Genomic DNA, 25,737 nt, shown 5'->3' with positions numbered 1-25,737 from the left:
GAGACCTTTGGCTGAAATGCTTAGGCCGCCTTGTCCAATTCAAAGGCATCATGCAGTGCCTGAACAGCAAGTTCCATGTATTTCCTGTCGACAAGGACGGAAATTTTAATCTCAGAGGTTGTAATGACCTTGATGTTGATCCCCTCATCCGAGAGTATCTTGAACATCTTGGCCGCCACGCCCGACTGCGAGCGCATACCGATACCCACGACCGAGACCTTGCAGACATCCTGGTCCGCGACCAGTTCGGCATAGTTCAGCTCACCCGCATCCTTGATTGCCAGCAATGCCTGTTCGGCGCGCGCCACCTGATCGGTGGGGCAGGAAAAGGTCATGTCCGTGCGCCCCTCGTCCGAAATGTTCTGCACGATCATATCGACATTCACGCCCGCATCGCTGAGCGCGGTAAAGATAATCGACGCGATGCCCGGGCGGTCAGCCACCGAGACAACGGTCATCTTGGCTTCGTCGCGGGAATAGGCCACACCGGCCACAACATTGGATTCCATGATATCCTCCTCATCGCAGACCAGGGTACCGGCCTCGTCGGATTGTTCCTCAAAGCTTGAAAGAACGCGCAGTTTTACCTTGTAACGCATCGCCAGTTCGACAGAGCGGGTTTGCAGAACCTTTGCCCCCAACGAGGCCAATTCCAGCATTTCCTCGAACGAAATTCGGTCCAGCTTGCGTGCTTTTTCGCAGATGCGCGGGTCGGTGGTATAAACACCGTCAACATCCGTGTAGATGTCGCACCGCTCGGCACCGAAGGCGGCGGCAAATGCCACGGCGGTGGTGTCCGACCCACCTCGGCCCAGGGTCGTGATACGGCCTTCCGGGCTGATGCCCTGGAACCCGGCGACCACGGCAACCTTCATGCCCTCGCCAAACTTCTGGTTCAGGTTATCGGTCGGAATTTCTTCGATCCGGGCCTGGCTGTGGGCGCTGGTGGTCATCAGCGGAACCTGCCAGCCCTGCCAGCTGCGGGCCGGGACATCCATTTCCTGCAACGTCAACGCCATCAGGCCAGCGGTGATATTCTCACCCGAGGACACGACGGCATCATATTCCCGCGCATCGTACAACGGTGATGTTTCATCGACCCAGCCCACAAGCTCGTTTGTCTTGCCGGACATGGCCGAGACGATGACGATCACGTCATAGCCCTTCGCCACTTCGACGCCGATGCGCTTGGCTGCGCGGCGGATACGGTCAAGGTTGGCAACCGAAGTGCCGCCAAATTTCATCACGAGTAAGGGCATGGGGGCAAGTGTCTCCGCGCCTTGGATTTCTGGTCTCGTGCGTCTTATGCGAGGGGGGCCGCAAGGGCAAGAGTTCAAAACCGGTCGGATGGCCGCATCTGACCGCTTTACAACGGCCACAGAGGCTGTCAGCCTGCACCCCGCAATTATTCCCAGAGGTTTTCCATGTTCCGCGTTGCCGCAGCCCTCGCCCTTTTGTCTTCATCCGCCTTTGCGCAGGTCTCTACGCTGGCAGCAACCGACGGCAAGAATGCTTTGGGCACGGTGCCCTGTGCCAAAGCCGGTGCAGCGCTAAGCAGCTGCCACGCCGAGCTGCGCCACCATGACGACGGTACTACGACCTTGGCAGTGGGGCTGGGCGGAGCCGAAGTACGCAGCATCTATTTCACGGATGGTGTACCGACCTCTAGCAGCTCACCTGCCCGGATCAGTCACGAAACACGGGGTGATTTAACGGTGGTCTTCATCGATCCGGATGAAGTTTACGAAATCCCAACGGCGGCTTTGAAACGTCAATAAGCGTGCGGCTGACCGTCCCAGGTTTCAAAACACCCGGTTGTGGCAAGTGACAATGCCCCAAAGCGGTCAAGCAGCCCGTCGGCAGCCTGATCAACAGTGATCGCAGCCTGAGTGCCCCCCATATCCGTCTGCACCCAACCCGGATGGTAGATGCCAACGGCGACACCATCCGCGCGCAAATCCGTCGCCAGATTGCGCCCCAGATTCAGGGCCGCCGCTTTGGACGCACGATAGATATAGCTGCCACCGGGCGCGCGCGTATGCGACGCCATCTGGGACGACAGGATCGCAACCTTGCCTTTCGCGACCTGAAGATTGGGCAAAAGCGCCTGCACGGTCAGAAACACGCCCGTCACGTTGGTCGCAAAACTCTGCGCCCACATGTCGGCAGGATAGCCGTCTATGCCGTGGCCTTTGTCCAGATAGACCCCGGCGTTGCAGATCAACAGATCAACCGGACGACCCGCAAGCCCTTGTGCCATCGCGGCCTGCTGTTTCGGATCAGTCACATCCAGTACAAGCTGCGCACTGGAATCCCGGGCGGTTCCGGTAACGTCATGCCCCTGCGCGCGGTAACGATCTGCCAGAGCTTGGCCAATTCCGCGATTAGCGCCGGTGATAACGATATGCATGGGTCAGTTCGTTTTACGGGTGGGTAGGAAAGGAAGCGGCGAAACCGGCACGCCATCTTCAATCAGCGCTTTCGCCTCATCGGGCTTGGCTTCGCCATAAATCGCGCGTTCGGGCGCATCGCCCAAATGGATCTTACGCGCCTCTTTGGCAAAGTCCTTACCGACATAGTCCGAGTTTTCCTCGACCTTGCGGCGCAGATCGGCCAGCACCTTCTCGATGTCTGGCGACGGGGTCGCGACATCCACCTGTTTGCCTTGTGGTTCAGTTGTCTGAGCATTGCGGGCCGGACGAACGCGAGGGGTCATGATAGCCTTATCTACTTGCGCGTCACCACACACAACGCAGGTCACCATACCTGCGGAGGCGAGTTTGTCGTAAGCGGCGGCCGATTGAAACCAACTGTCAAATGTATGGTCGCGGCTGCATTTCAGCGAATATTGAATCATGGTCCGTCCATTTTCCGGTAGGCAAATAGATACCGACAGACATGGCAAGATCAAGCCCTTCGCAAGGCGAGTCAGTGTAGAATCGGGCCAAGACGGCGTAACAAAAGGGACAGTTCCCGCGATTTCACCAGAGAGGCCGCTTTTTTAGGCGAAACCCACTTTCGCTTTCGTTGGGCCCGTTCAGGAAATTCAGGCGCTATCGACGTAACACAGAGGGGAAAGACATCCACCAGACACAATACGGGGTTCGTACTGGAGTGGGGTTTCAAATATGAGAAACGGCCCATGGGATTGTTTGCGCAGTTGCCTTTAACCCCAGCCTCTTCCCAAGCTTCTCGTCCGGCGGTTTGCGACGGTGTCATATCCTCGATTAGCCAGCCCTTCGGTATGATCCAGCGCTTGGATTTGCGCGTTGTGATCAGCAAAACCCTGAGCTTTCCGTGTTTGATGCGATAGCAGAGCGCTGCCGATTGATGCTTAAGCCGCAGGTGCTGTTCGCTTCCCCGCAGACACGTCGGTTGCCTCGCACCGATCACGCCGCACCACCTTTCAAACTGCTTTCACCCTCAATCGCCGACCTTTGAGGTTTTTATACATTTAGCGGCCGGCTGGGGTCAGAATACCATATGGTGCGGTTTCTTCCAAGCATTTAGGTCGGTTTCAAACGCGGGCAGCCAGCTTCCGAACCAGATCTTCATGCGGGATATCGGCATCGATTGCCAGTCGCCGCAACCCGAAGTGAACGCGCGCCACCTGTTGATAATATCGGGTGTAGACATAGTTCGTACCACCACCTGCGATCGCACCCAGAACCGGTATCGATTGCGCTGCCAGCTTCTGGCCCAGTACAATGGACAGTCGCGGCGCTACCGCTGAAATTAGCTTTTGCATCGCTGGGCCAGTCAACGTCAGGCGGACCGAAAAGAAACCCAGATCGGCGCCATCGTCAAAAGACAGTGGTCCGGCTGCGGACAGGACCCGAACGCAATCAAATTTGACGCCTTCCTCGGACGGATCGAACCCTTCGCGGAACGCCGCACCCTGAATGGCACGCAATAGCATGGCCGTTGTTGCAGGCAATTCCATCAGGGCAGTCGACACGCCACCCATGCCACCGGCCGCCCCCATCGCCGTTGCGACAGCCGTGTTCACCCATGGCTTTTGATCCGGAACGGCACGACGCGAACCCTCGGCTGCGTGCATCGCTAGCCAAAGCGCCTGTTCGGAGGCCCCTGTCAGCCCCTCCCGCACAGATACAGGAAGTTGTTCCAGTAGCGATTCCGCCGACCCCCCCAAACTGTTCAACAGTTTAACGCCGGGACCTCCGGCGGTTCTGTAATACTTGGCCAACCGATCCAATTCGGCATCGGTATCCAGCTTTTCGACTAGAAGCACGTCCTGCATATAAGCCCTCCTGACGTTAAACATCGGGGCTGAACGGCAGGGTTTCAATAGCTCAGCGCGTCCAGCGGGTCACCTCGCCACGCACATTCAACCATTCACCGGGGCTCAATTCCACGCCTAAGACCCGGTCAGGGTTTGTTGGGGGCGGCATTTCCACACCGGAAAGCCGGGTGAACCCGAAACGCGCATAATAAGGCGCATCGCCCACCAGCATTGCCCTTTGCCAGCCAATTTCGCGACCAGCCTCAAGCCCCTGATGGATCAGGAATCCCCCCAGACCTTCGCCCTGGTGGGTCGGGTGCACCGCCACGGGACCCAGCAACAAAGCGTCGTGATCGCCCACATGCACGGGCCAGAAACGGATCGCCCCGGCCAGAATGCCCTGCCCGTCGCGCGCAACAAGCGAAAGGCCCGACACGGGTGGAACATCATCGCGCAGACGATACGAGGACAGCGCTTCACGCCCCGGCGCAAAGCACAGGTCGTAAAGTGCCTCGACCTCCCACCAATCATCCGGCTCCTCCGGCCTGATCACGAACTGCTGCACCCTGCCCTCTTTTCCTAGCTGGCAATCGCCCTAGCACTTCGGTACGCCTTGGGCAAACGCTTGGAGATCTTATGTTCTATCGCCCCGAAGACGGCCACGGCCTGCCACACAATCCGTTCAACGCCATTATCACGCCGCGGCCGATTGGCTGGATCTCGACGCGTGACACAGATGGGATCAACAATCTGGCTCCGTATTCGTTTTTCAACGGCGTTGCTTACACCCCGCCGCAGGTGATGTTTGCTTCAACCGGAACCAAACACGATCAAGACGGCACGAAAGACAGTCTTGCCAATATCAAGGCAACGGGGGTGTTTTGTGTAAACGTCGTCGCCCACGCACATCGCGACGCGATGAATGCCAGCTCAGCAGGCTTGCCGAAACATGTCGACGAATTTGGCCATGCAGGCCTGACACCCTTGGAATGCGAAACCATCCCATGCGCCCGGATCGATGGGGCTCCGGCAGCGCTGGAATGCAAGCTAACCCAGATCGTGTCCCTTCCGGGCGAGGCCAATCGGGTGGTGTTCGGAGAAGTAACCGGCGTACATCTGCGCGACGATTGCTTGAAAGATGGAATGTTCGACGTCACAACATTCCAACCGCTGGCAAGGCTTGGGTACCGGGACTATTCGGTGGTCACCGAGCTGTTCAGCCTTTCACGACCGGATGACTGATGCCAATTCCTGACCACTTACGCAGATACCCGATAACGCTCCCTGACGGCTCTGATCACAAGGGCACGGTTTTCCTGTCTGAAGCGATTGACCATCCCAAGTTTCAGGCCGGAGAATACAGCTACGCATCGGATTTTGATGCGCCCGAGGATTGGGCGCAACGACTTGCCCCCTACCTGTTTCCGTTTTCGCAAGAAAAGCTAGGGCTGGGGAAGTTCTGTCAGATCGCCCATGGCGTACGTTTCATCACGTCATCGGCCAATCATTCAATGGATGGATTGACGTGCTTTCCGTTTCCAGTGTTCGACCCGGACGGAATGACCGGGTTTCAGCCGGACACGCGCGACACTCTCATCGGCCACGATGTCTGGATTGGCTATGGCGCGATGATCCTGCCCGGTGCGCAGATCGGTTCGGGGGCAATTATTGGTGCCGGGTCTGTTGTTCGCGGAAACGTACCGCCCTATGCGATCATTACCGGGAACCCTGCCGAAGTGCGGCGGTTCCGGTTCGAAAAGGACACCATCGACCGGCTTTTAGCATTGAACTGGTGGGATTGGCCCGCCGAGAAGATCGCCGAAGCCGAAGAGGCGCTTCTGTCTGGTAATATTGAAGAATTGGAACGGATTGCTCCAAAGTAAAAGGCGGCCGAAGTGGCCGCCTTTTGCAATCAATGCCCGCCCAGCACACCCGTGCGGACCGAGTAATCGACGGCCAATTCGTAGTCCGGGTCATCGTCGCTATCGACCATAAGGTGGCCGGCCTTGTTCAGCAGTTTATGGCAATCCCGGCTGAGGTGGCGCAGCATGACGCGTTTGCCCGCAGCCTCGTATTTTCCAGCGATGTTCTCGATGGCTTGCAGCGCGGATTGATCCACGACGCGGCTTTCGGCAAAGTCCACGATTACAGTGTCAGGGTCGTTCTGAATATCAAACAGTTCAATGAATCCGTCGGACGAACCAAAGAACAAAGGCCCCTGAATCTCATAGACCTTTGCGCCTTCTTCCGTCTCCGAGTCCCGTGTGACCGCATGGATGCGTTTCGCATTGTTCCAAGCATAGGCAAGAGCTGAGACGATCACACCTACAACTACGGCAACCGCAAGGTCTTCCATCACGGTCACAACAGTCACCAGAACGATGACGAACGCATCCATCAGGGGCACCTTGCGCATGATCTTGAACGAGTTCCAGGCAAAGGTCCCGATCACCACCATGAACATTACACCAACCAACGCAGCCAGCGGAATCTGCTCAATCAGCGGTGAGGCGAACAAGATGAACACCAGCAGGAACAGGGCCGCAGCAATCCCGGCGATGCGGGTACGGCCGCCGGATTTTACGTTGATCATCGACTGACCGATCATCGCACAACCGCCCATGCCGCCGAAGAATCCAGTCGCTACATTGGACACACCCTGCGCAATGCATTCTTGCGAGGCCCCTCCGCGCTTGCCGGTGATTTCACCAACGAGGTTCAGGGTCAGCAGGGATTCAATCAAGCCGATGGCGGCCAGAATGACAGCGTAGGGCAAGATGATCTCAAAGGTTTCCCAGTTCAGCGGCACCATCGGGATGTGAAACGCCGGCAGGCCGCCCTCAATTGAGGCCAGATCACCAACGCGCGGCACATCAAGACCAAAGCCAATTACCAGCGCGGCCACGACAACGATCCCAGCCAAAGGCGCAGGGATAATGCGTGTGATGCGCGGCATGACCCAGATCACCGCCATGGTCAGCGCGACCAGTCCCAGCATCGTATAAAGCTGTAGGCCCGAAAGCCATTCGCCACCGCCCACACCGTGGCCGGTATTTTCCATGGTGCCGGGCACCTTGAACTGCCCCATCTGGGCCAGAAAAATCACGATTGCCAGACCATTCACAAAACCCAGCATCACCGGATGCGGCACCAGTCGGATGAACCGGCCCCAATGCATCGCGCCTGCAATGACCTGCAAAATGCCCATCAAAACCACCGTGGCGAACAGGTATTCCACCCCGTGTTCAGCCACCAACGCCACCATCACAACAGCCAGAGCGCCGGTTGCGCCGGAGATCATGCCTGGACGCCCGCCGATCAGCGCCGTGATCAAACCCACCATGAACGCGGCATACAGTCCGACCAACGGGTGGACACCTGCGACAAAGGCAAACGCCACCGCTTCGGGGACCAGCGCCAGCGCAACGGTCAGGCCCGACAACAGCTCAATCCGCAAGCGCGAGACGGTCAGCCCCTCATCCGGCATCCAGCGGAGATCGGGTTTGGCTATACGATTGGCAAAGCTTGCCAGCATGGCTCGGGGCATGAGACGTCCTGTGGGGTTGTTTGTTCGCGCGAAAGATGCCTTTTACCTGTCATACCTGACATTAGATACTGCACCCAGCGGGACCCTGATATGCGTAAACCGCATAGCTAGCAAGCAAGTTACACAAACCCTTGAAGCCACTTGCCAAACCCGCGGCTGCCACGCAGAAGTCTTTCAACAGTTTTTCACGGAGAGCAGCCATGACCCAGACCAAAATCGCCATCATCGGCGGATCAGGCATTTACGACATCGACGGTTTGGAAAAAGCGGAATGGGTCACAGTCGAAACGCCATGGGGCGATCCTTCGGATCAGATCCTGACCGGATCCCTGAACGGCGTAGACATGGCGTTCCTTCCCCGTCACGGGCGTGGTCACGTACATTCCCCGACTGACGTTCCCTATCGCGCCAATATTGACGCGTTGAAACGGCTTGGTGTGACTGACGTGATCTCAGTTTCGGCCTGCGGATCGTTTCGCGAGCACATGGCGCCGGGCGATTTCGTGATCGTCGATCAGTTCATCGACCGGACGTTTGCGCGCGAGAAGAGCTTTTTTGGCACCGGCTGCGTCGCCCACGTCAGTGTTGCGCACCCCACCTGCCCGCGCCTGTCGGACGCGTGTGAGACTGCCGGTCGAACAGCAGGCATCACCATTCATCGCGGCGGCACCTATCTGGCGATGGAAGGGCCGCAGTTCTCGACACTGGCGGAATCCAAGATGTACCGGGAACACTGGGGCTGCGACGTGATAGGCATGACCAACATGCCCGAGGCCAAACTCGCCCGCGAGGCCGAGCTTTGTTATGCCTCGATCGCCATGGTTACCGATTACGACAGCTGGCACCCGGATCACGGCGAGGTGGACGTCACCTCCATCATCGCCACGCTGACCGGCAATGCCGAGAAAGGCCGTGCGCTTGTCAAAGGTCTGCCCGATCTGCTGGGCGCTGACCGCGCGCCCTGCCCTCATGGCTGCGACCGGGCACTGGAATTTGCCATCCTGACCGCACCTGAGAAACGTGATCCCATTTTGCTGGCGAAACTGGATGCTGTTGCTGGTCGGGTTCTCTGACCGGCAGCTTTAATTGGCTTGCAAGGACTGTTGAACCTTATCCCACAACCCGTGCGACCAGAGGTCGTTGTGGGTGCCCTCCGGGATGACATAGATCTGCGCCGTCTCCCCGGCCATCGCGGCCAAAGCTTCGCCGTGATGCAGGGGAACCGTTTCATCCTCGGTCCCGTGGAAGATCAAAGTCGGAACGGTGACGTTCTCGATCAGATCACGGGTCGCGAACTGATCCCGCATCAGGGCATGCACCGGTAGCCAGGGATATCTTTCCGCCGCGACGTCCACCGTAGCCGTAAAGGGTGCCTCAAGCACCAGCAGCTGTGCATTTGGGCGCTGTTCAGCTACGGCAGTCGCAACGGCTGTTCCAAGACTTTGGCCGTGCAACACAACGTCCGCACCTTGGCGATCCAACTGGTCATACATCTGGATGCCGTCGGAAATCAGCGCCATCTCGGACGGTTCGCCCTCGCTGCCCGGATAGCCACGGTAGCTGGGGGCCAGCAGGCCGAAGCCGCTGTTGAGGATCTCTCTCATCCGGTCGGCCCGGTCGGCCAGATTGCCAGATTGGCCATGAAAAAACAAAACCGTCGGCGCGCCTTCTATCGCGGGTGGGGCAGTCCACGCGGTCAGCGTGACACCATCGGACATAGTGAGGGAAACGGTCTCAACATCGGCCAGGCCGATCGAATTGGGCGCAGACAACTCGCCATCTGGTTTGAACAACAGCGATTGCTGGTTCACATACATATACCCCACGATGCCCGCGTAGATCACCGCAAGGACCGGAACCAAAAGGATCAGCGCGCCCTTTACGTGGGCAAGCCGCGAGGGATTGGGTTCAGGTGTCGCGTTCGCGCGTGTTTGATCTGTTTGAACCATCGGCCTCTCCGAAGCGTTGCGTCCGGTCCAAGGTTGGTGGCCCGAGGAACCGTTTCAAGCCGCACGAAGCACACTTAATCCAATCTTAAAACTTGTTGCCGCATTGCACGGCCCCGGCTCTTTTTTGCCCGTCATCTTGAAAAATCGCCTGTGCTGCACCGATCTGTGGTTCGCACGGCACCGTCAAAACGCCGGCGAAACAGAGGGATAGCATGAAGCGACTTGAGGCATTGGACGCAGCGCGATTTCTGGCGTTTTGCGGAATGGTTCTGGTGAATTTCCGCATTGCTGCTGAGGTCGCCCCTGGCAATGACTGGGCCTCGACCCTGATCGATTTGCTGGAAGGCCGCGCCGCCGCTTTGTTCGTCATCCTGGCCGGCATCGGAATTGGGTTATCCTCTGTTTCAACGTCGATGCTGCTACGGCGCGCGGTGTTTCTGTTCGCGCTCGGCCTGGTCAACATGACTGTTTTTGACGCCGATATCCTGCATTTCTACGCCGCGTACTTCGTTGTTGGTGTAGCTTTCCTGACGGCCCCCGCAGGCGCGTTGTGGCTGGGTTCGGCTGGGGTGATGGCACTGTCCATCTTCGCCGTCATGATCTTTAACTATGACCTTGGCTGGGATTGGGACACACTGACATACACTGACCTTTGGACCCTGCCTGGTTCCTTGCGCAACCTGCTCTTCAACGGATGGCACCCGATCTTTCCCTGGGCGGCGTTCCTTTTGATTGGAATGGCCATTGGTCGGTCGGATCTTCACACAATCTGCATCCAACACCGGTTGATCATGTGGGGGTTTGGAGCCGCAGTATTTGCGCTTTTCCCGCAGATGCTGATCGCGGACCCTGATTTGGCGACCTATTTGGGAACAGAGTCCATTCCTCCTGGGCCATTCTACATCCTTGCCGGTACCGGGTCAGCTTGCGTGGTGATCGGATTACTTTTGAAGCTGTGGCCGAAGATCGAAAAGCTGCGCATCGGCCCTGCCCTGACTGCGCCCGGTCGGCAAAGCCTGACGCTCTATATGGCGCACATCCTGATCGGCATGGGCATATTAGAAGAGGCGGGTTTGCTGAACGGATCACTGAACGCCCCTCAAATCGTGGGCTGCGCGTTTGCGTTTTGCGCGGCATCCGCGGGCTTTGCGATTTTGTGGTCTCGAAAGTTCAAAAGCGGCCCGCTAGAGGCTTTGATGCGTTTGACCACACAACCACGCAGGGCTTGACCTTACGCGCTGGTCCGGGCTTGTTGCCAGAAACGTATTCACAGGATTTCCGATGTCCCTTGACCTTTGGCTCGCCTTTGTCGCTGCATCTACCGCCCTACTATTGATCCCAGGCCCGACGGTCTTGCTGGTGCTCAGCTATGCCCTATCCAAAGGGCGCAGCGTGGCTGTCGCCTCGGCGACAGGTGTAGCTGTTGGGGATCTGGTGGCTATGACGGCCTCTCTTTTGGGGCTTGGCGCGCTGGTCCTGGCCTCGGCTACCCTATTCACGGCCCTTAAATGGGTCGGTGCCGCCTATTTAGTCTGGCTGGGGATCAAACTGTTGCGCAGCGCGCCATCGGGCGGGCTTGAGACTGTGGACACCGGGCGCAATGTCACCGCCCACAGCGTTTTTGGCCATGCTGCCGCCGTCACCGCGCTGAACCCGAAATCCATCGCGTTTTTTATCGCCTTCGTTCCTCAGTTTCTGCGCCCGGCTGACCCACTCGGACCGCAATTTGCTATACTGATCGCAACTTTCGTGGGATTGGCATGGCTGAATTCGCTGGCATACGCCCTGTTGGCGGACCGTCTGCGCCAGATGATCGGCCGTTCTGGCGTCATCACCGCAATGACCCGGTTCGGAGGGCTGGCATTAATCGGGATGGGAGTGGCCACGGCTGTCCTGCGCCGCCCGGCCTGAGGGCTCAGCCCTCAGCGTGTTCCTTCATGAACCCGCGAATGAACCGCCGGATTTCTCGCGCGGCCGACGTGTCCAGCTCTTTGCATAGCTGAACAAACTCGTCCCGTTCATCCTTGTCCAGCCGCAGGACCAACTGACTGTTTTTCTTGGTTGAAACCTTGTCGTCTTTCGTTCCCACGCGTCCCATTTCCATCAAAACCCCAGACATACAAGATAGTCTTTGTATATACTTCGCATAGAATTTGTAATTCACAAGCACCTAACAACAAAAGAAGGTTGTGGCAATGAACCTTCATGTCGCTCAGGCGATTTTTGAAAGATCAGGGCAAGTGGCGCATTCCTTACCTGACGTGGATGCCCGATACACTGAACCGCGACAACGGCCAGTCGAAACGTCCCAAGTGAGGGGCGGCAATCTTTCCTTGCATGACTCACACCAATGGGCCAAACAGCCCAGCGTGTTTTGACGCCAGAGAGGTGGGCCATGTCCAGAAACAAGTCGGTCAAAGATTACATACGGACCATCGTGGATTTCCCACATGAGGGGATCATGTTCCGGGACGTAACGACCCTGTTCGCGGATCCGCGCGGTTTCCGCATGGCGATTGATCAGATGCTACACCCCTATGCCGGCGAACGCATCGACAAGGTTGTTGGACTTGAGGCACGCGGCTTTATCCTTGGCGGCGCGATCGCGCACCAGCTTAGCGTCGGTTTCGTACCGATCCGCAAAAAGGGCAAGCTGCCGGGAACCACGATCAGCCAAGACTACAAGCTTGAATACGGTGAGGCGATTGTCGAAATCCATGACGACGCCATCCAGCCGGGTGAAAAAATCCTCGTCGTCGATGATCTGCTGGCAACAGGAGGCACCGCTGCCGCAGGCATCAAACTGATCGAACGGTTGGGGGGCGAGATCGTCTCATGCTCGTTCATTATCGACCTGCCAGAGTTAGGCGGGCGCAAGGCATTGGAAGACATGGGAATGGATGTCCAAGTCTTGTGCGAATTCGAAGGCCTTTGACAGCCCGCACATTCACAAAATCGTGAGTGGAAACCTGAAACCGCGCTGGCTTAGCGCGGTTTTTCATTGGATCAACCCGAACTTATCGACATATTCAGTGATCTCCCTTTGATGCCGCCCCGTATCCCGGATGATGCCACCAAGGGCATTCCAACAAGGGATATCATACCATGTTTCGCAAACTCGCAATTGCCGGTGTCGCAAGCTTTCTCGTAGGAACGGCCGCTTATGCTGATGGTCACTCCAAGGATATTGTCGACACCGCAGTCGGTGCAGGCAGCTTTGAAACTCTCGTCGCAGCCGTTCAGGCCGCAGAACTCGTAGATACGCTGAAAGGTGAAGGCCCTTTCACCGTCTTTGCCCCCACTGATGACGCCTTTGCCGCTCTGCCCGAAGGCACAGTTGAAACCCTTCTGAAGCCCGAGAACAAGGATCAACTGGTTGCCATCCTGACCTACCATGTGGTGCCCGGGAAAGTGATGTCAGGCGATCTGTCCGATGACATGACAGCCGCAACCGTACAAGGCGGAGAAGTCAAAATTGACCTTGATAACGGCGTCATGGTCAACGACGCGAACGTTGTTCAGGCAGACATCGAGACATCGAACGGCGTCATCCACGTGATTGACAAAGTTATTCTGCCCGCATCGTGAACTCAGCGCGCGGCCTGTGTTAAACGGGCCGCGCCTACGCCTTTAGAACGGCACCCGGATTCATGATCCCTTTTGGATCAAGCGCTGCCTTGATCGAGCGCATCGCCGACAGCTTTACCGGATCGCCATAGCGGCTTAGATCATCCGTTTTCAAACGCCCTATGCCGTGTTCAGCGCTAATCGAGCCACCGAACTCATGCACCAAATCATGCACCAAGCGTTTTACCGTTTGCCGCTGTGCGTCATACTCTGAACGGCTATGCCCCTGCGGCGGGAACACGTTGTAGTGAAGGTTGCCGTCACCAAGATGCCCAAAACAGTTAATCCGGAATTCCCCCAACCCGCGTACAATTTCGGACCCTCGCAGGATGAATTCGGGGATTTGCGAGATCGGGACCGAGATGTCATGGCTCGAGACCGAACCGATCAACCGGTTGGCTTCGGGAATCTGCTCACGTACGGCCCAAAGCTCCAATCTTTGCGCTTCGCTTTGGGCTATGACCGCGTCACCTACAAGCCCGCTCGCCTCCGCTGTTTCGAACAGCGACTCCAGCGCATTTGACGGTGACGCACCGCCAGAAAGACCCAATTCAATAAGCACCATCCATTCAGGCTGGACGTCAAAGGGCTGGCGGATATCGGGCAAAACCTCGGACAGGAACTGCAGGCCTTGCTTATGGATCAGCTCAAAGGTGCTGACCCCCTCGCCCACCTGATCGCGTGCCAGCGCCAGCAAATCAATGGCAGCTTCAGGCGAGGTTACCTGAAACATTGCAGTGCCGGTTTCCGCCGGACGTGGGGACAGTTTCAACGACGCGGCTGTGATGATCCCCAGCGTACCTTCCGCTCCGATCAGGAGGTTGCGCAGATCGTACCCGGTATTATCCTTACGCAAACGGCTCAGACCATGCCAGACCTCACCGTTCGGCAAGACGGCCTCAAGCCCCAAGCACAAATCTCGCGCATTGCCGTAGCGCAGGACATTGACCCCGCCCGCATTGGTCGCAAGATTGCCGCCGATCCGGCACGATCCCTGTGCAGCCAACGCAAGGGGGAACAGCCGGTCCGCCTCTTCCGCGGCGGCTTGAACATCGGCCAGAATGGCACCGGCCTCGGCGATCAGAATGTTCTCGGTCGGGTAAACCGCCCGGATGGCGGACATCCGCTCCAGTGAAATAAGCAACGGGGCCGGGCCGTCAGCCATCACCTGCCCGCCGACCAGCCCGGTCCCGCCGCCATAAGGCACAACGGGAACCGAGGCGTCCGAGGCCAGCTGAACGAGCGTCGAAACCTGTTCTACCGACCTCGGCAGGGTCAGAACGCCCACATGGCCCGCAAACCTGCGGCGCGGCTCCTCCAGATATCGTTCCTCAACGGGGTGCAGAACATCGTCACCCATCGCCGCGCGGATCGACTGGGCAAAAGTATCATCGGCAGGGTTCAGTTTCATACCCTTTCCTTGCCCAAGCAGCCGTGCGCCCACAAGCCCTATTCCAGTTCAATGAGGTATTGCGGCTCAAGCACCACAACTGTCGGGCGGTCGGGCAACGTGCGCAGGGACACTGTGATCTCAGACTCCCCTTTGCGTTGAAACGGAAAATCTTCGCGGATATCGACCAGAAACCGGTCCAGTGAAAAGCTGGAAAACCAATGCATCGGAATGATGATCGAACTTTTCAGTCGCTTCAAAACCGTGATCATTTCCGGCAACGGCATCGTCGTACCGCCATCCACAGCAGCCATCACAACATCCAAACGGCCCAATGCGGCAAATTGTTCATCTGACGGCACGTGGTGCAGGTGACCCAGATGACCAATGCACAACCCTTCAACCTCAAAAACAAAGATAGAGTTTCCGCGCTCTTCCACACCGCCATAAGAGGATCGAATATCGGTCGAGACATTGCGTATCAGCATCTCTCCCAGATCAAGATAGTGATCGATCCCCTGCCCGAATTCGCCCCACCCCGGCAACACATTCGGGATGGCAGGATCCGGATGGGCGGTCCAATGGGTGCCGTGGGCATGGTTCATCGTCACCACGTCCGGGATTAGATCCGCGCTACCGATGAAACCGGTGAAGTCCGTTACCGCGTTCAACCCGCCCTGCGTCTGGATCATAAACGACGCATGAGCGATATAGCTGATCCGAACCGAGAACTCTGGCACAGGATCCTGCCAGGCTGCTTTATGAATATACTCAATCCCCGGTGCGGCATCCGCGATGGCAATGCAATGGCTCGGCCGCCGTTCCTGTGCCGAAGCCCCACCCGAGATCACCATCAATACCGCAACAATCCAGCGCATGCTCGGAGTGTAGCGCAGAACACGGGTAAGTCACGCCTGCAGATATCGCGTGAGTGAAATCACGGAATTGGCATTTTCTAGGAGCAGTTCAGAGAACGATGCACTTCCGCAGCTTGAAGGGCCGTGAAACTTTCGCCACACGTAACGCTTGAGCCAACGGATCACTCACAAAAAATGCGCGGCGCATTTTTGTGTCAATCCAGATATCCGGGCCATCCAATGCTATCGCGCTCACGGCGATGTCTTTGTCTTTCATGACCAACGGTGGCTGATAAACTTCTTGATTTTCGTAGGGTCTATCAATGTTCGGAGATTGATCTGTCAGCACTGCAGCTTTTTGATTGCCGAAGTTCAGACAATAATATTCTCCTTCAACCGGAGTGGCACGGTCATGTTGAAACAGTTTGACTGGATAGAGATTCCCGTCGCCAAGATCAAACTGTCGCACACGCGGCGGACACGGTCCATGCACCCGCAGCCATAAAGAAGTCTGGTTGCTTCTTCTCTTTTTTGTCTTTGTAATCGGCAAATACCTCCGAAGGGAAGAAATCCGCTGTAAGCGGCTCTCCTCGGACCTTTCGGGTGTTTGCGTCCGCTGTGAACTTCAGATCATTATCCCAACGATCAGAATGAAATCCTTTCAACGCCGCAGTGCCCACCATTGCATCGCTGATCCAGATCACTGGCTGTTTTGCCCGCGCCATAGACCTACCCCGCGTCCGTCTTCCCGCGCCGGTCCGAGCGCAAGCTGGCATACAGCACATGCGTCCGCCAACGCCCGTTGATCTGTAGGTACGACTGCGCCACGCCCTCGTATTTGAACCCCGAACTTTCCAGCAACCCACGTGATGGTTTGTTCTCGGGCAGGCAGGCAGCCTCTATCCTACTCAGGTCCAGTCGGGTAAAGGCGTGATGAACGATCGCACCAATGGCCTCGCGCATGTAACCCTGACGGGCAAAAGACTGGCCCGTCCAATATCCCAAGGTTCCTGCCTGCGCCGGGCCGCGACGGACATTGTCCAGCGTGATGGCCCCCAAAAGCACATCATCCGTGCGACGGAACAAAAACAGTGGGATCGCCGTCCCACCGGCCACGGAGCGCTGCGCCCAATAAACCCTGTTGGTAAAGGACTTGCGGCTTAGGTGATCCTTGGCCCAGACCGGCTCCCACGGGGTTAGGTATTCCTGTGACGCGCGCCGTAGCGCCGCCCAGTCGTTAAAGTCGGAATGCGCGGGCGGGCGCAAGCTCAGGCGCTCGGTTTCAAGTTTCAGCTTGCGTCTGCCCAACAGCATCACGCCGCACGCCTCTCCTGCAATTGCGCCAGCGTGGGTGCGCCCGAGACAGGACCGTATAGCGCCAGCGCAGCAGGGGCCTGCACTGCCATCTGTTCGGCGAAGGCACGCACATCTTCTGTGCTGACGGCGTCGATCTTGGCCACTGCATCCTCAAGCGAGGGAACCCGGTCCCAGATCTGCACCAGACGCGCCAGACGTTCCGCCCGGTTCGACGGGCTTTCCAGCCCCATCAGCATACCGGCTTTCATCTGCGCGCGGGCGCGGGCAACCTCTTCGGCGCTCATGTCTTCGGCGGCGCGCTTCATCTCATCAATCGTTATGCTGGCCAGCTCTGCCACCTGATCTGCTGACGTTCCGGCGTAAATCGTCGTCGTGCCGGTATCGGCATAAGCTCCGGTCTGCGCAAAGATCGTGTAGCACAACCCGCGTGTTTCGCGCACTTCCTGGAACAGGCGAGAGGACATGCCTCCGCCCAGCGCAGTCGAATAAATCTGTGCGGTATAGATCGCATCGTCGCGATAGCCCGGGCTTTCCAGCGCCAGTGCGAAATGCGCCTGCTCCAGCTCTTTCTCCTGCCGCGCTTCGCCGCCAGTGAAACGGGCGGTTTCCGGGATCAGCCCCTTGCAGGGTTTAAGATGGCCAAACAACGCCTCAGCGGTTTTCATCAGCGCATCATGATCAACGGCACCTGCAGCAGACAGGATCATCTGCTCAGGCCCGTAGTGCTCGGCGACGAAACCGGAGAGATCCTCTCGGGAAAACGCGCTGACACGTTCGGTCGGACCCAGAATGGTTCGACCCAGCGGTTGATCGTGATAGCTCTGCTCTTGCAACCAGTCAAAGATCACATCGTCGGGCGTGTCATAGGCCTGACCTATTTCCTGTAGGATCACACCGCGTTCAACTTCAATCTCACGCGGGTCGAAGATCGGGTTCAGAACGATGTCACCGATGACATCCATCGCCAGCGCCACATCGTCTTTGAGAACACGCGCGTAATAAGCCGTCACCTCGCGCGACGTGTAGGCGTTGATATACCCGCCCACGTCCTCAATCGCCTCGGCGATTTGCAAAGCTGAACGGCGCTTGGTTCCCTTAAAAGCCATATGCTCCAAGAAATGCGCGATACCGTTCTGTTCAATCCGCTCGTGCCGCCCACCGGCGGTCACCCAAATGCCGATGGCCGCCGATTGCAACCCCGGCATATGTTCACTGACGATACGAAATCCGTTCTTCAGTTGGTCTTGTCTGACAGTCACTCAGCGATATGCCTTCTGATATGATCCTCGAGGGTGCCCAGATCGTTGGCGATGCGGGTCACCCGTTCCGGACGTTCATACAGATCAGACATGCGGGATGGAAGAGGCGGATGTTCGCCGCTTGCCTTCTCGACCGCTGCCGGGAATTTTGCGGGATGTGCGGTGGCCAGTGTGATCATCGGAACGTCGGTCGAGCGATGCTCTTCTGCAACCTTGATGCCCACGGCGGTATGCGGGCAAACCAGTTCTGCACTGTGGGTCAGAGTGGACTTGATTGTCGCCAGCGTCTCATCCTCAGATACACGGCCCGAGTCAAAGCTTTCGCGCAGCGCTTCCATTGCGCCCTGGCTGACGTTAAAGCCGCCGGTCTTCAATTCATCCATCAACTGCGCGACAGCGCCGCCATCTTCACCGTACGCATAGTAGAGCGCGCGTTCAAAATTTGAGCTGACCTGAATATCCATCGACGGGCTGATTGAGGGGATGGTGTCGCCCTTGAAGTACCCCTCGCCCGACAGGCAACGATGCAGAATGTCGTTCTGGTTGGTTGCGACAACCAGACGATCAATTGGCAGGCCCATGCGCTTGGCAAGGTAGCCCGCGAAGATGTCACCGAAATTGCCGGTCGGCACCGTAAAGCTGACCTTGCGATGCGGTGCGCCGAGGCTGACAGCAGCGGAGAAGTAGTAGACGATTTGCGCCAGAACACGGGCAAAGTTGATCGAATTCACGCCAGCCAGCTTCACGCCGTCGCGGAAGTCGAAATCGTTGAACATGTCCTTTAGCGCGGCCTGACAATCGTCAAAATCGCCGTCCACGGCCAACGCATGCACGTTGCGGTCCGCGGGTGTCGTCATCTGCCGACGCTGCACTTCCGAAACTCGGCCATGCGGGAACAGGATGAACACGTCCACGGCGTCGAGCCCCCGGAACGCTTCAATCGCAGCCGATCCGGTGTCACCGCTGGTCGCGCCAACGATGGTCACACGGTCGCCACGGCGCTTCAGCGCCACCTGAAACAGTTGACCGATCAGCTGCATGGCGAAGTCTTTGAAGGCCAAGGTCGGCCCGTGGAACAGCTCCAGCAGGAAGTGGTTTTCGTTCAACTGCTTCAATGGCGCGCGGGCGTCATGGCCGAAGCCTTCGTAAGCGCGGCCGATGATCTCTTTGAACTCACTCTCACCGAAAGATCCGCTGACATAGGGCCACATCACCCGGAACGCGATTTCCTCAAAGGGCAGTCCGGCCAGTGCCGCGATCTCATCCTGCGTCATCACCGGGATCTCGGCAGGCAGGTACAGACCACCGTCACGAGCCAATCCGGTCAGCATCGCCTCTTCAAACGTCAGTTCGGGCGCCTGCCCGCGGGTCGAGATGTATTTCATGTCGCGTCACTCTCAGAAGGGGCGCGGCTGCGCCACAGAAAATATCCGGTCATCGCGGCCCAGACCAAAGCCAGGCCAAACCATGTTATTGCATATTGCAAGTGATCATTCGGGATACCCGTCACCGAAACAGGCAAGGGTGTGATGTTGGGGTCGGTTTGCGACCGCGCGATTAGCAGAACAGGCTCAGCCCCAAGTGCGGCGGCCAGGTTCGGTACATCGCGGGCAAACCATATATTGTCGTCAATATCCGGCTCAGGCGTGTAGCCGTCAATTTCGTCCGGCCAGTGCAGATTTCCAGTGATCTCCATCGGTCCATTCAGCCTTTGATCGTGCTTCGCGGTCACAGGAACAAAGCCCCGGTCCACAAGAATTGTCCGGTCATTTGTGCTAAAAGACTGGATGATGCGATAGCCCGCCCCAACCTGTTTGACCGAGACAAGAACGTGGATCTCGCCCGGCTCGACCTCGCCCGCAATTGTGACCGGCAGGTACTTATCAGCATCAGGCAACACGGTGTCAGGCAAATCAACCGGATCGGCTGAAATCCGATTTTCAATTTCGGCTAAAACGCCTTGTTTCCACGCCAACCGCTGCATTTGCCAGACACCCAGCGACACAAGGATCGCCAGACCGGCAATGCCAAAGATCATCAGAAAGAGAATGCGGCGCATGTCAGGACCAGGTTGTGTTGTTCGAAGGCTCTGCAAGAGCCGGCGTCTTGTTAAGGGCTGCAGCCGCAGAAAGGCAACCTTGCAATTGTATGGGGCGCAATCTTGCGCCCCGAATAGAGAAAAAGCCGCCCCGAAAGGGCGGCTTTTGCAATTTGTTCGCCCGTCTGGCGCTACATCAACGGCGCCTGGCCCCAGATGTATACTGCGAAGAACAGGAACAGCCAGACAACGTCAACGAAGTGCCAGTACCAGGCAGCCGCCTCAAACCCGACGTGTTTCTCAGGTGTGAAGTCACCCTTGAGCGCCCGGATTAAGCACACTGACAGGAAGATGGTACCGATAAGAACGTGGAAACCATGAAAGCCGGTTGCCATGAAGAAGTTCGAATAGAACTGATCACCGCCGAATTTCCAGCCTTCATGCGCCAGCAGCTCATAGTATTCAAAGGCCTGCAGACCTGTGAATGCGACGCCCAGAGCTATACCGATGGCCAACCCCTGCACCAGCGCCTTGCGGTCATTGCCATGCACCAGCGCGTGGTGCGCCCAGGTGATTGCGCAGCCCGACAGCAGCAGGACCAGAGTGTTGATCAGCGGCAGGTGGAACGGGTCAACCGCATGAATGTCAGGCTGGATATATTCGGTACCGGCATAGTCGTACATCGGGTACATGCGATGTTTGAAGAACGACCAGAACCAGGCAAAGAAGAACATCACCTCGGACATAACGAACAGGATGAAGCCATAGCGCAGGCCGATGCGGACAACCGGTGTGTGATCACCCTGGCGGCTTTCGACCACAACCTCGGACCACCATGCGAACATGGTATAAAGAACGGCCACGAGTCCGGCCCAGAACATCCACGAGGTAACCCCGTGCATCCACAGGACGGCTCCGAACAGCATCACAAAGCCGCCGATCGCGCCGATCAGAGGCCAGATCGACGGGGCCAGAATGTGATAATCATGGTTTTTTGCGTGTGCCATCAGCGTCCCTCACCTACAGGCGTTAGTTCGTTGTTATATCAGCCTGCGTCTCAAGGGCGGCAACGCCCTCGGGCAGGTCAATTTCGTAGAATGTATACGACAGTGTGATCGTATGAACATACTTAGCTTCAAGATCCTCGACCATTTCAGGGTCGACGAAAAAGGTGACCGGCATCTCAACACGTTCACCGGGTTGCAGCACCTGCTCTTCAAAGCAGAAACAGGCGATTTTTTGAAAGTACCCGCCGGCTGAATACGGAGTCACGTTATAGGACGCCTGTCCCGCGATGGGGCGGTCGGTCGGGTTGTAGGCTTCGTAAAAGGCCAGTCCGGTTTCGCCGATACGCACTTCCATCTCGCGCGCGACCGGCTTGAATTCCCATGCCATGCCTTTCGCCTTCGAGGCGTCAAAGCGGATGGTCACCTTGCGATCCAGAATGTCTTCGGGTGCAGTCGCGGCCACACCAGTGGTTCCACCAAATCCGGTTACACGGCAGAACCAGTCGTAAAACGGAACAGAGGCCCACGCCAAGCTGCCCATCAGGACAACCACGCCGACTGTCTGCGCAACAGTTTTCTGAGGACCTGTCAGCGCCATCAGTTCTGTACCTCTTGCGTCGCCAAGCTGAAGTCCGTGCCCGAAACCTTAACGATCGTCAGGCCAAAGATGATCACGATGAAGGCAGCCAGCGTCAGACCTACCCCTAGGTTACGACTGAACCGGCGTTGGTGTAGTTCGTGGCTCTTGCGCAGGCTCATGACCAACCTCCTAACCCATAGGGTTTCAGCAGTGCTTCGACCAGGATAGCACCAAAATGCAGGAACAGGTACAGCAGCGACAACTTGAAGAACGCGCGTTCAACCTTGAAATTGTCGGCCTCGGAATCATCTTCGTTGCGGCGCGAAATCTGCCACGCTCCGCGCAGGAACAGCGCGTTCAACACCACCGCGACAGTCAGGTAGATCGGACCTCCAATGCCCGAGAATGCGGTTCCAACAGCCAGCATGGCCAGCAGCCCGGTATATACCAGAATGTGCCAGCGCGTCGCGCGACGACCATGTGTGACGGTCAGCATCGGAACACCCGCATCGTCGTAATCCGAGCGCATGAACAGCGCCAGCGCCCAGAAATGCGGTGGGGTCCACATGAAGGTCAGGGCAAACATCAGCCACGGCTCGATGGACATAGACCCCGTTGCGGCAACCCAGCCGATGACCGGCGGAAATGCCCCTGCCGCGCCGCCGATCACGATGTTCTGCGGCGTCGAGCGTTTCAGCCACATCGTATAGACGACAACGTAGAAAAAGATCGTGAAAGCTAGGAAAGCGCCAGCAAACCAGTTGGTTGCCAGACCCAGCATAATAACGGACAGCCCCGACAGGGCCAGCCCGATTGCCATCGCCTCACCCTCCTGGACCTTGCCAGACGGGATCGGGCGGCCTTTGGTCCGCTTCATAACGCGGTCGATATCGGCGTCCCACCACATGTTCAAAGCACCGGATGCGCCGCCGCCAATGGCAATGAACAGGATGGCGCAGAAGCCCACGAATGGATGAACAGGGACCGGTGCCGCAAGAAGGCCGACCAAAGCGGTGAACACGACCAGCGACATCACGCGCGGCTTCAGCAAGGCAAAGAAATCGCCAAAGCTGGCCTCATCCGCGTGGGATTGGGCGCTTACTGTGCTGGCATTGATGCTTGCGTCGCTCATTTCAGGTCCTTCTGGGGCGAAAGCCGCGCGGATACCGCGCAGCCTGCATTACCTTTGGCGCGAGTTTTCAGCCCGCGCGGGTCATCACTTGAATGCAACCTGATAGGCTGCGGGCTGACCTGCATACTCTTCCAGTGCGCCTTGCAGCCACTGCTCATACGCCTCTTCGCTGACCACTTTGACGGTGATCGGCATGTAAGCGTGGTCCTTGCCGCACAGTTCGGAACACTGACCGAAATAGATGCCTTCCTTTTCGGCCTCAAACCACAATTCGGCCAGACGTCCAGGAACACCGTCCTGTTTTACGCCGAAGGACGGGATGGTCCACGAATGGATCACGTCTGATGCGGTAACCTGCATCACAATGATCTTGCCAACCGGGACCACAACGGCGGTATCGGTAGCCAGCAGCCATTCGTCATCGCTGTAGCCCGCATCCGCCAGCTTGGCACGCATCGCGTCGTTCAGAACAAACGGGGTCACGTCCGCATCGGCCGGGCGTGCGCCTTCGTCCAATGTGGCCGGGTGGCCCAGCAGATAGCTGTCAAAGGCGAAATCGTGATCAACGTATTCGTAAGTCCAGTACCACTGGTTCCCAACGACTTTGATGGTGATGTCGCCTTCGGGGATTTCCTGCTGATTGAACAGAACTGGCAGCGAGAAGGCACCGATGAAGACCAGAATCAGGATCGGGCCAAGGGTCCAGGCAATCTCAACCGGGGTGTAGTGCGAGAATCGCGCCGGTTCAGGGTTGTTGCGCGAATTGTAGCGAATGATGCAGTAGATCAGCAGACCCGCAACAAACAGGCAGATCGCGGTGATGATCACCAGAATCATATCATCCAGCCGCTGAATCCCCGAGGCCAGGCTGGTCGCCGCGGGCTGGAACCCAAGGCCGCCATCAACCGGCTTACCAATAATCTCAAGCTCCTGAGCCATTGCGGGAAGGCTGGAGAGGGCTGTCATCAACCCCGAAAGCATCAAAGCATTCTTCATTTTCTGTCCTGATCGTCTGATCTTTGCTTCTCTGGCGAAAAGGTGTGAATCAGTCGCACCTCTCCCGTTGTCTTTGGCCGCGTTAAAAACCATATTCCGTCGGGTAGATAAAGCAAAATGCTTGCGTCAAACAGACGCTATTTTTGATCTGGATCAAACTCGGAAGGTCCCAACAGATGTCCAACGACCCGTTTCGCCCATTTGACAGCGCTGTTCCGCAGGACGAGGCGCTTGCGGTTTTGCAATCTGCCACCGCTGGGGCGGAAGACGGAGAGCTGTTTGTCGAGCGGCGGAAATCCGAGGCTTTGGTCTTTGATGACGGGCGCTTGAAGACAGCATCTTATGACGCATCCGAGGGGTTTGGCCTGCGGGCCGTACAGGGCGAGGTTGCCGGGTATGCGCATTCCACCGACGTCTCAATTCCGGCGCTGAAGCGGGCAGCCGAGACCGCGCGCCTGGCGGTTGGCGACGGCGGCGGCACGCTCGCCGACGGTCCCCGTCCCACCAATACCCGCCTTTATACGGACGAAGACCCGATTGAATCCGCTGATTTCCCGGTCAAGATCGAAACGCTGCGCGAGATCGACGCCTATGCCCGTGACATGGATCCCCGCGTCGTGCAGGTCAGTGCGACAATCGCCGCAGCCGTGCAAGAGGTCGAGATTTTGCGCCCGGACGGCGTACTGATGCGAGACGTGCGGCCAATGACCCGCCTCAATATCTCTGTCATCGTCGAACAGAACGGCCGTCGCGAAAGCGGCTCGGCCGGGGGTGGCGGGCGCGTCGGGCTTGACGGTTTGATCGACCCGGCAGACTGGCAGGACAAAGCACGCGAGGCATTGAGGATCGCCTTGGTCAATCTCGACGCGATCCCGGCCCCTGCCGGCGTGATGGAGGTCGCGCTTGGCCCCGGTTGGCCGGGCATCCTCTTGCACGAGGCAATCGGACACGGTTTGGAGGGGGACTTTAACCGCAAGGGAAGCTCGGCCTTTGCCGGTTTGATGGGACAGCAGATCGCATCCAAAGGCGTGACCGTCGTCGATGATGGCACGATCCCGGATCGTCGCGGGTCGATCTCCTTGGATGACGAAGGCACACCCAGTTCGCGCACGGTTCTGATCGAAGATGGCGTCCTGACCGGCTATATGCAGGATCGCCAGAACGCGCGCCTGATGGGCGTGGCCCCCACCGGAAACGGGCGGCGGCAAAGCTATGCACACAAACCCATGCCGCGGATGACGAACACGGTGATGCTGGGTGGCGACGCTGATCCGGCCTCTTTGGTGGCAGATATCAAAGACGGAATCTGGGCGGTTGGTTTCGGCGGCGGTCAGGTGGATATCACCAACGGCAAATTCGTGTTCTCCTGCACCGAGGCGTACCGCGTTGAAAACGGCAGGATCGGGGCACCGGTCAAAGGCGCGACCCTGATCGGCGACGGCCCATCGGCCCTTAAACGCATTCGGGGACTGGGCAACGACATGGCGTTGGATCCGGGCATGGGGACCTGTGGCAAAGACGGCCAGTGGGTGCCGGTCGGCGTGGGCCAGCCAACCGTTCTGATGGATGGCCTGACGGTCGGCGGATCGGCTGCGTAACCGGGAATCGCTTGGCGGGCAATCGAGAGCGCAGAGTTAACACTGTGCTTTCTGTCCGTCTGCGCATTAACATCCTGTCAGGCGACCGTGTCGAGGAAAGTGATTTTTATTTATTATATTTCAACGCGCTAGAAAGCTCTCAATAATAAAAGCCGAAAATTATCCGGATAATTTGAAGAGATTCACAAGCTGTTAAC

Annotated in this window: 31 protein-coding genes; 9 read left to right on the top strand and 22 right to left on the bottom strand. The window is 57.7% G+C overall.

Annotation, left to right across the window (positions count from 1 at the left end; genetic code table 11):
* Positions 1-20: 20 nt before the first annotated feature.
* Entirely contained in the window at positions 21-1,259 is a 1,239-nt protein-coding gene (locus tag AC2FFH_RS15395; RefSeq protein ID WP_058272246.1) for an aspartate kinase, read from the bottom strand.
* A 165-nt stretch (positions 1,260-1,424) separates the two neighbouring features.
* On the opposite strand from AC2FFH_RS15395, the gene AC2FFH_RS15390 reads away from it, so the two are divergent.
* The gene (locus AC2FFH_RS15390) at positions 1,425-1,778 is read left to right on the top strand and encodes a hypothetical protein (protein ID WP_496768171.1); all 354 of its coding nucleotides are present in this window, start codon (positions 1,425-1,427) and stop codon (positions 1,776-1,778) included.
* Here AC2FFH_RS15390 and AC2FFH_RS15385 read toward each other — a convergent pair.
* The 5 genes from AC2FFH_RS15385 to AC2FFH_RS15365 form a co-directional block, all read right to left on the bottom strand.
* A complete protein-coding gene (locus tag AC2FFH_RS15385) occupies positions 1,772-2,410 on the bottom strand; it encodes an SDR family NAD(P)-dependent oxidoreductase (RefSeq protein ID WP_496768169.1) in 639 nt (212 codons plus the stop codon). The genes AC2FFH_RS15390 and AC2FFH_RS15385 overlap by 7 nt on opposite strands.
* Before the next feature lie 3 nt (positions 2,411-2,413).
* Positions 2,414-2,857 carry a DUF1178 family protein gene (locus AC2FFH_RS15380; RefSeq protein WP_496768167.1) on the bottom strand — a complete coding sequence of 148 codons (444 nt, stop codon included), beginning with the start codon at positions 2,855-2,857 and terminating at the stop codon, positions 2,414-2,416.
* Positions 2,858-2,928: 71 nt separating this feature from the next.
* Entirely contained in the window at positions 2,929-3,393 is a 465-nt protein-coding gene (locus AC2FFH_RS15375) for an NUDIX hydrolase (protein ID WP_496768165.1), read from the bottom strand.
* A 124-nt stretch (positions 3,394-3,517) separates the two neighbouring features.
* Positions 3,518-4,261 carry an EcsC family protein gene (locus AC2FFH_RS15370; protein ID WP_496768163.1) on the bottom strand — a complete coding sequence of 248 codons (744 nt, stop codon included), beginning with the start codon at positions 4,259-4,261 and terminating at the stop codon, positions 3,518-3,520.
* A gap of 52 nt (positions 4,262-4,313) precedes the next feature.
* Complete coding sequence (locus AC2FFH_RS15365; protein WP_109313430.1) at positions 4,314-4,808, bottom strand: GNAT family N-acetyltransferase; 495 nt, start codon at positions 4,806-4,808, stop codon at positions 4,314-4,316.
* 71 nt (positions 4,809-4,879) lie between these two features.
* Between AC2FFH_RS15365 and AC2FFH_RS15360 the strand changes: the two genes are divergently transcribed.
* Together AC2FFH_RS15360 and AC2FFH_RS15355 are read left to right on the top strand one after the other, a co-directional pair.
* A complete protein-coding gene (locus tag AC2FFH_RS15360; protein WP_058272253.1) occupies positions 4,880-5,485 on the top strand; it encodes a flavin reductase family protein in 606 nt (201 codons plus the stop codon).
* Positions 5,485-6,126 carry a CatB-related O-acetyltransferase gene (locus tag AC2FFH_RS15355; RefSeq protein WP_496768160.1) on the top strand — a complete coding sequence of 214 codons (642 nt, stop codon included), beginning with the start codon at positions 5,485-5,487 and terminating at the stop codon, positions 6,124-6,126. The genes AC2FFH_RS15360 and AC2FFH_RS15355 overlap by 1 nt, the downstream gene beginning before the upstream one ends.
* A gap of 29 nt (positions 6,127-6,155) precedes the next feature.
* Here the strand turns inward: AC2FFH_RS15355 and AC2FFH_RS15350 are convergent, their stop codons facing one another.
* Positions 6,156-7,790, bottom strand: a complete 1,635-nt coding sequence (locus tag AC2FFH_RS15350; RefSeq protein ID WP_496844721.1) for a SulP family inorganic anion transporter — start codon at positions 7,788-7,790, stop codon at positions 6,156-6,158.
* Positions 7,791-7,990: 200 nt separating this feature from the next.
* Here AC2FFH_RS15350 and AC2FFH_RS15345 point away from each other — a divergent pair, with 200 nt between their 5' ends.
* Positions 7,991-8,863, top strand: coding sequence for an S-methyl-5'-thioadenosine phosphorylase (locus AC2FFH_RS15345; protein ID WP_496736760.1), 873 nt, complete (start codon positions 7,991-7,993; stop codon positions 8,861-8,863).
* A 9-nt stretch (positions 8,864-8,872) separates the two neighbouring features.
* Here the strand turns inward: AC2FFH_RS15345 and AC2FFH_RS15340 are convergent, their stop codons facing one another.
* On the bottom strand, positions 8,873-9,739 hold the full coding sequence (locus tag AC2FFH_RS15340; RefSeq protein WP_496736758.1) for an alpha/beta hydrolase: 867 nt from the start codon (positions 9,737-9,739) through the stop codon (positions 8,873-8,875).
* Positions 9,740-9,951: 212 nt separating this feature from the next.
* Between AC2FFH_RS15340 and AC2FFH_RS15335 the strand changes: the two genes are divergently transcribed.
* Together AC2FFH_RS15335 and AC2FFH_RS15330 are read left to right on the top strand one after the other, a co-directional pair.
* Positions 9,952-10,968 carry a DUF418 domain-containing protein gene (locus AC2FFH_RS15335; RefSeq protein WP_496844720.1) on the top strand — a complete coding sequence of 339 codons (1,017 nt, stop codon included), beginning with the start codon at positions 9,952-9,954 and terminating at the stop codon, positions 10,966-10,968.
* A gap of 52 nt (positions 10,969-11,020) precedes the next feature.
* The gene (locus AC2FFH_RS15330) at positions 11,021-11,650 is read left to right on the top strand and encodes a LysE family translocator (protein WP_108861737.1); all 630 of its coding nucleotides are present in this window, start codon (positions 11,021-11,023) and stop codon (positions 11,648-11,650) included.
* 4 nt (positions 11,651-11,654) lie between these two features.
* Here the strand turns inward: AC2FFH_RS15330 and AC2FFH_RS15325 are convergent, their stop codons facing one another.
* Positions 11,655-11,837 carry a hypothetical protein gene (locus AC2FFH_RS15325; protein ID WP_496844809.1) on the bottom strand — a complete coding sequence of 61 codons (183 nt, stop codon included), beginning with the start codon at positions 11,835-11,837 and terminating at the stop codon, positions 11,655-11,657.
* A gap of 297 nt (positions 11,838-12,134) precedes the next feature.
* Here AC2FFH_RS15325 and AC2FFH_RS15320 point away from each other — a divergent pair, with 297 nt between their 5' ends.
* Complete coding sequence (locus tag AC2FFH_RS15320; protein WP_109313474.1) at positions 12,135-12,674, top strand: adenine phosphoribosyltransferase; 540 nt, start codon at positions 12,135-12,137, stop codon at positions 12,672-12,674.
* A 170-nt stretch (positions 12,675-12,844) separates the two neighbouring features.
* Complete coding sequence (locus AC2FFH_RS15315; protein ID WP_058272260.1) at positions 12,845-13,327, top strand: fasciclin domain-containing protein; 483 nt, start codon at positions 12,845-12,847, stop codon at positions 13,325-13,327.
* A 34-nt stretch (positions 13,328-13,361) separates the two neighbouring features.
* Here AC2FFH_RS15315 and AC2FFH_RS15310 read toward each other — a convergent pair whose 3' ends face one another.
* From AC2FFH_RS15310 to coxB, 13 genes are all read right to left on the bottom strand, one after another.
* Positions 13,362-14,777 carry an FAD-binding oxidoreductase gene (locus AC2FFH_RS15310; protein WP_496844719.1) on the bottom strand — a complete coding sequence of 472 codons (1,416 nt, stop codon included), beginning with the start codon at positions 14,775-14,777 and terminating at the stop codon, positions 13,362-13,364.
* 38 nt (positions 14,778-14,815) lie between these two features.
* The gene (locus tag AC2FFH_RS15305) at positions 14,816-15,634 is read right to left on the bottom strand and encodes an MBL fold metallo-hydrolase (RefSeq protein WP_496844718.1); all 819 of its coding nucleotides are present in this window, start codon (positions 15,632-15,634) and stop codon (positions 14,816-14,818) included.
* A gap of 88 nt (positions 15,635-15,722) precedes the next feature.
* Positions 15,723-16,082: a hypothetical protein gene (locus tag AC2FFH_RS15300; RefSeq protein ID WP_496768138.1), complete on the bottom strand. Its 360-nt coding sequence runs from the start codon at positions 16,080-16,082 to the stop codon at positions 15,723-15,725.
* Positions 16,069-16,338, bottom strand: a complete 270-nt coding sequence (locus AC2FFH_RS15295; RefSeq protein ID WP_496768134.1) for a hypothetical protein — start codon at positions 16,336-16,338, stop codon at positions 16,069-16,071. The genes AC2FFH_RS15300 and AC2FFH_RS15295 overlap by 14 nt, the downstream gene beginning before the upstream one ends.
* Positions 16,339-16,342: 4 nt before the next feature.
* Positions 16,343-16,927 (bottom strand): GNAT family N-acetyltransferase, encoded by a 585-nt coding sequence (locus tag AC2FFH_RS15290; protein WP_496768133.1) that lies wholly within the window; start codon positions 16,925-16,927, stop codon positions 16,343-16,345.
* Entirely contained in the window at positions 16,927-18,189 is a 1,263-nt protein-coding gene (locus tag AC2FFH_RS15285) for a M16 family metallopeptidase (protein ID WP_113790541.1), read from the bottom strand. Before AC2FFH_RS15285 ends, AC2FFH_RS15290 begins: the two co-directional genes overlap by 1 nt.
* On the bottom strand, positions 18,186-19,574 hold the full coding sequence (gene thrC, locus AC2FFH_RS15280) for a threonine synthase (RefSeq protein WP_496699808.1): 1,389 nt from the start codon (positions 19,572-19,574) through the stop codon (positions 18,186-18,188). The genes AC2FFH_RS15285 and thrC overlap by 4 nt, the downstream gene beginning before the upstream one ends.
* A complete protein-coding gene (locus tag AC2FFH_RS15275; protein ID WP_282169115.1) occupies positions 19,571-20,248 on the bottom strand; it encodes an SURF1 family protein in 678 nt (225 codons plus the stop codon). Before AC2FFH_RS15275 ends, thrC begins: the two co-directional genes overlap by 4 nt.
* A 170-nt stretch (positions 20,249-20,418) precedes the next feature.
* Positions 20,419-21,234: a cytochrome c oxidase subunit 3 gene (locus AC2FFH_RS15270; RefSeq protein WP_058272267.1), complete on the bottom strand. Its 816-nt coding sequence runs from the start codon at positions 21,232-21,234 to the stop codon at positions 20,419-20,421.
* 22 nt (positions 21,235-21,256) lie between these two features.
* Entirely contained in the window at positions 21,257-21,832 is a 576-nt protein-coding gene (locus AC2FFH_RS15265; protein ID WP_496707186.1) for a cytochrome c oxidase assembly protein, read from the bottom strand.
* Positions 21,832-21,993, bottom strand: coding sequence for a cytochrome c oxidase system small membrane protein (locus AC2FFH_RS15260; protein WP_239336011.1), 162 nt, complete (start codon positions 21,991-21,993; stop codon positions 21,832-21,834). The genes AC2FFH_RS15265 and AC2FFH_RS15260 overlap by 1 nt, the downstream gene beginning before the upstream one ends.
* A complete protein-coding gene (cyoE, locus tag AC2FFH_RS15255; RefSeq protein WP_058272269.1) occupies positions 21,990-22,946 on the bottom strand; it encodes a heme o synthase in 957 nt (318 codons plus the stop codon). Before cyoE ends, AC2FFH_RS15260 begins: the two co-directional genes overlap by 4 nt.
* A gap of 84 nt (positions 22,947-23,030) precedes the next feature.
* Positions 23,031-23,942 carry a cytochrome c oxidase subunit II gene (gene coxB, locus AC2FFH_RS15250; protein ID WP_496768129.1) on the bottom strand — a complete coding sequence of 304 codons (912 nt, stop codon included), beginning with the start codon at positions 23,940-23,942 and terminating at the stop codon, positions 23,031-23,033.
* 176 nt (positions 23,943-24,118) lie between these two features.
* Between coxB and tldD the strand changes: the two genes are divergently transcribed.
* Positions 24,119-25,540, top strand: coding sequence for a metalloprotease TldD (tldD, locus tag AC2FFH_RS15245; RefSeq protein WP_496768127.1), 1,422 nt, complete (start codon positions 24,119-24,121; stop codon positions 25,538-25,540).
* Positions 25,541-25,737 lie beyond the last annotated feature (197 nt).

The sequence above is a fragment of the Ruegeria sp. YTSC003 genome (assembly GCF_059609785.1).
This window is presented reverse-complemented; position numbering and strand designations above follow the sequence as displayed.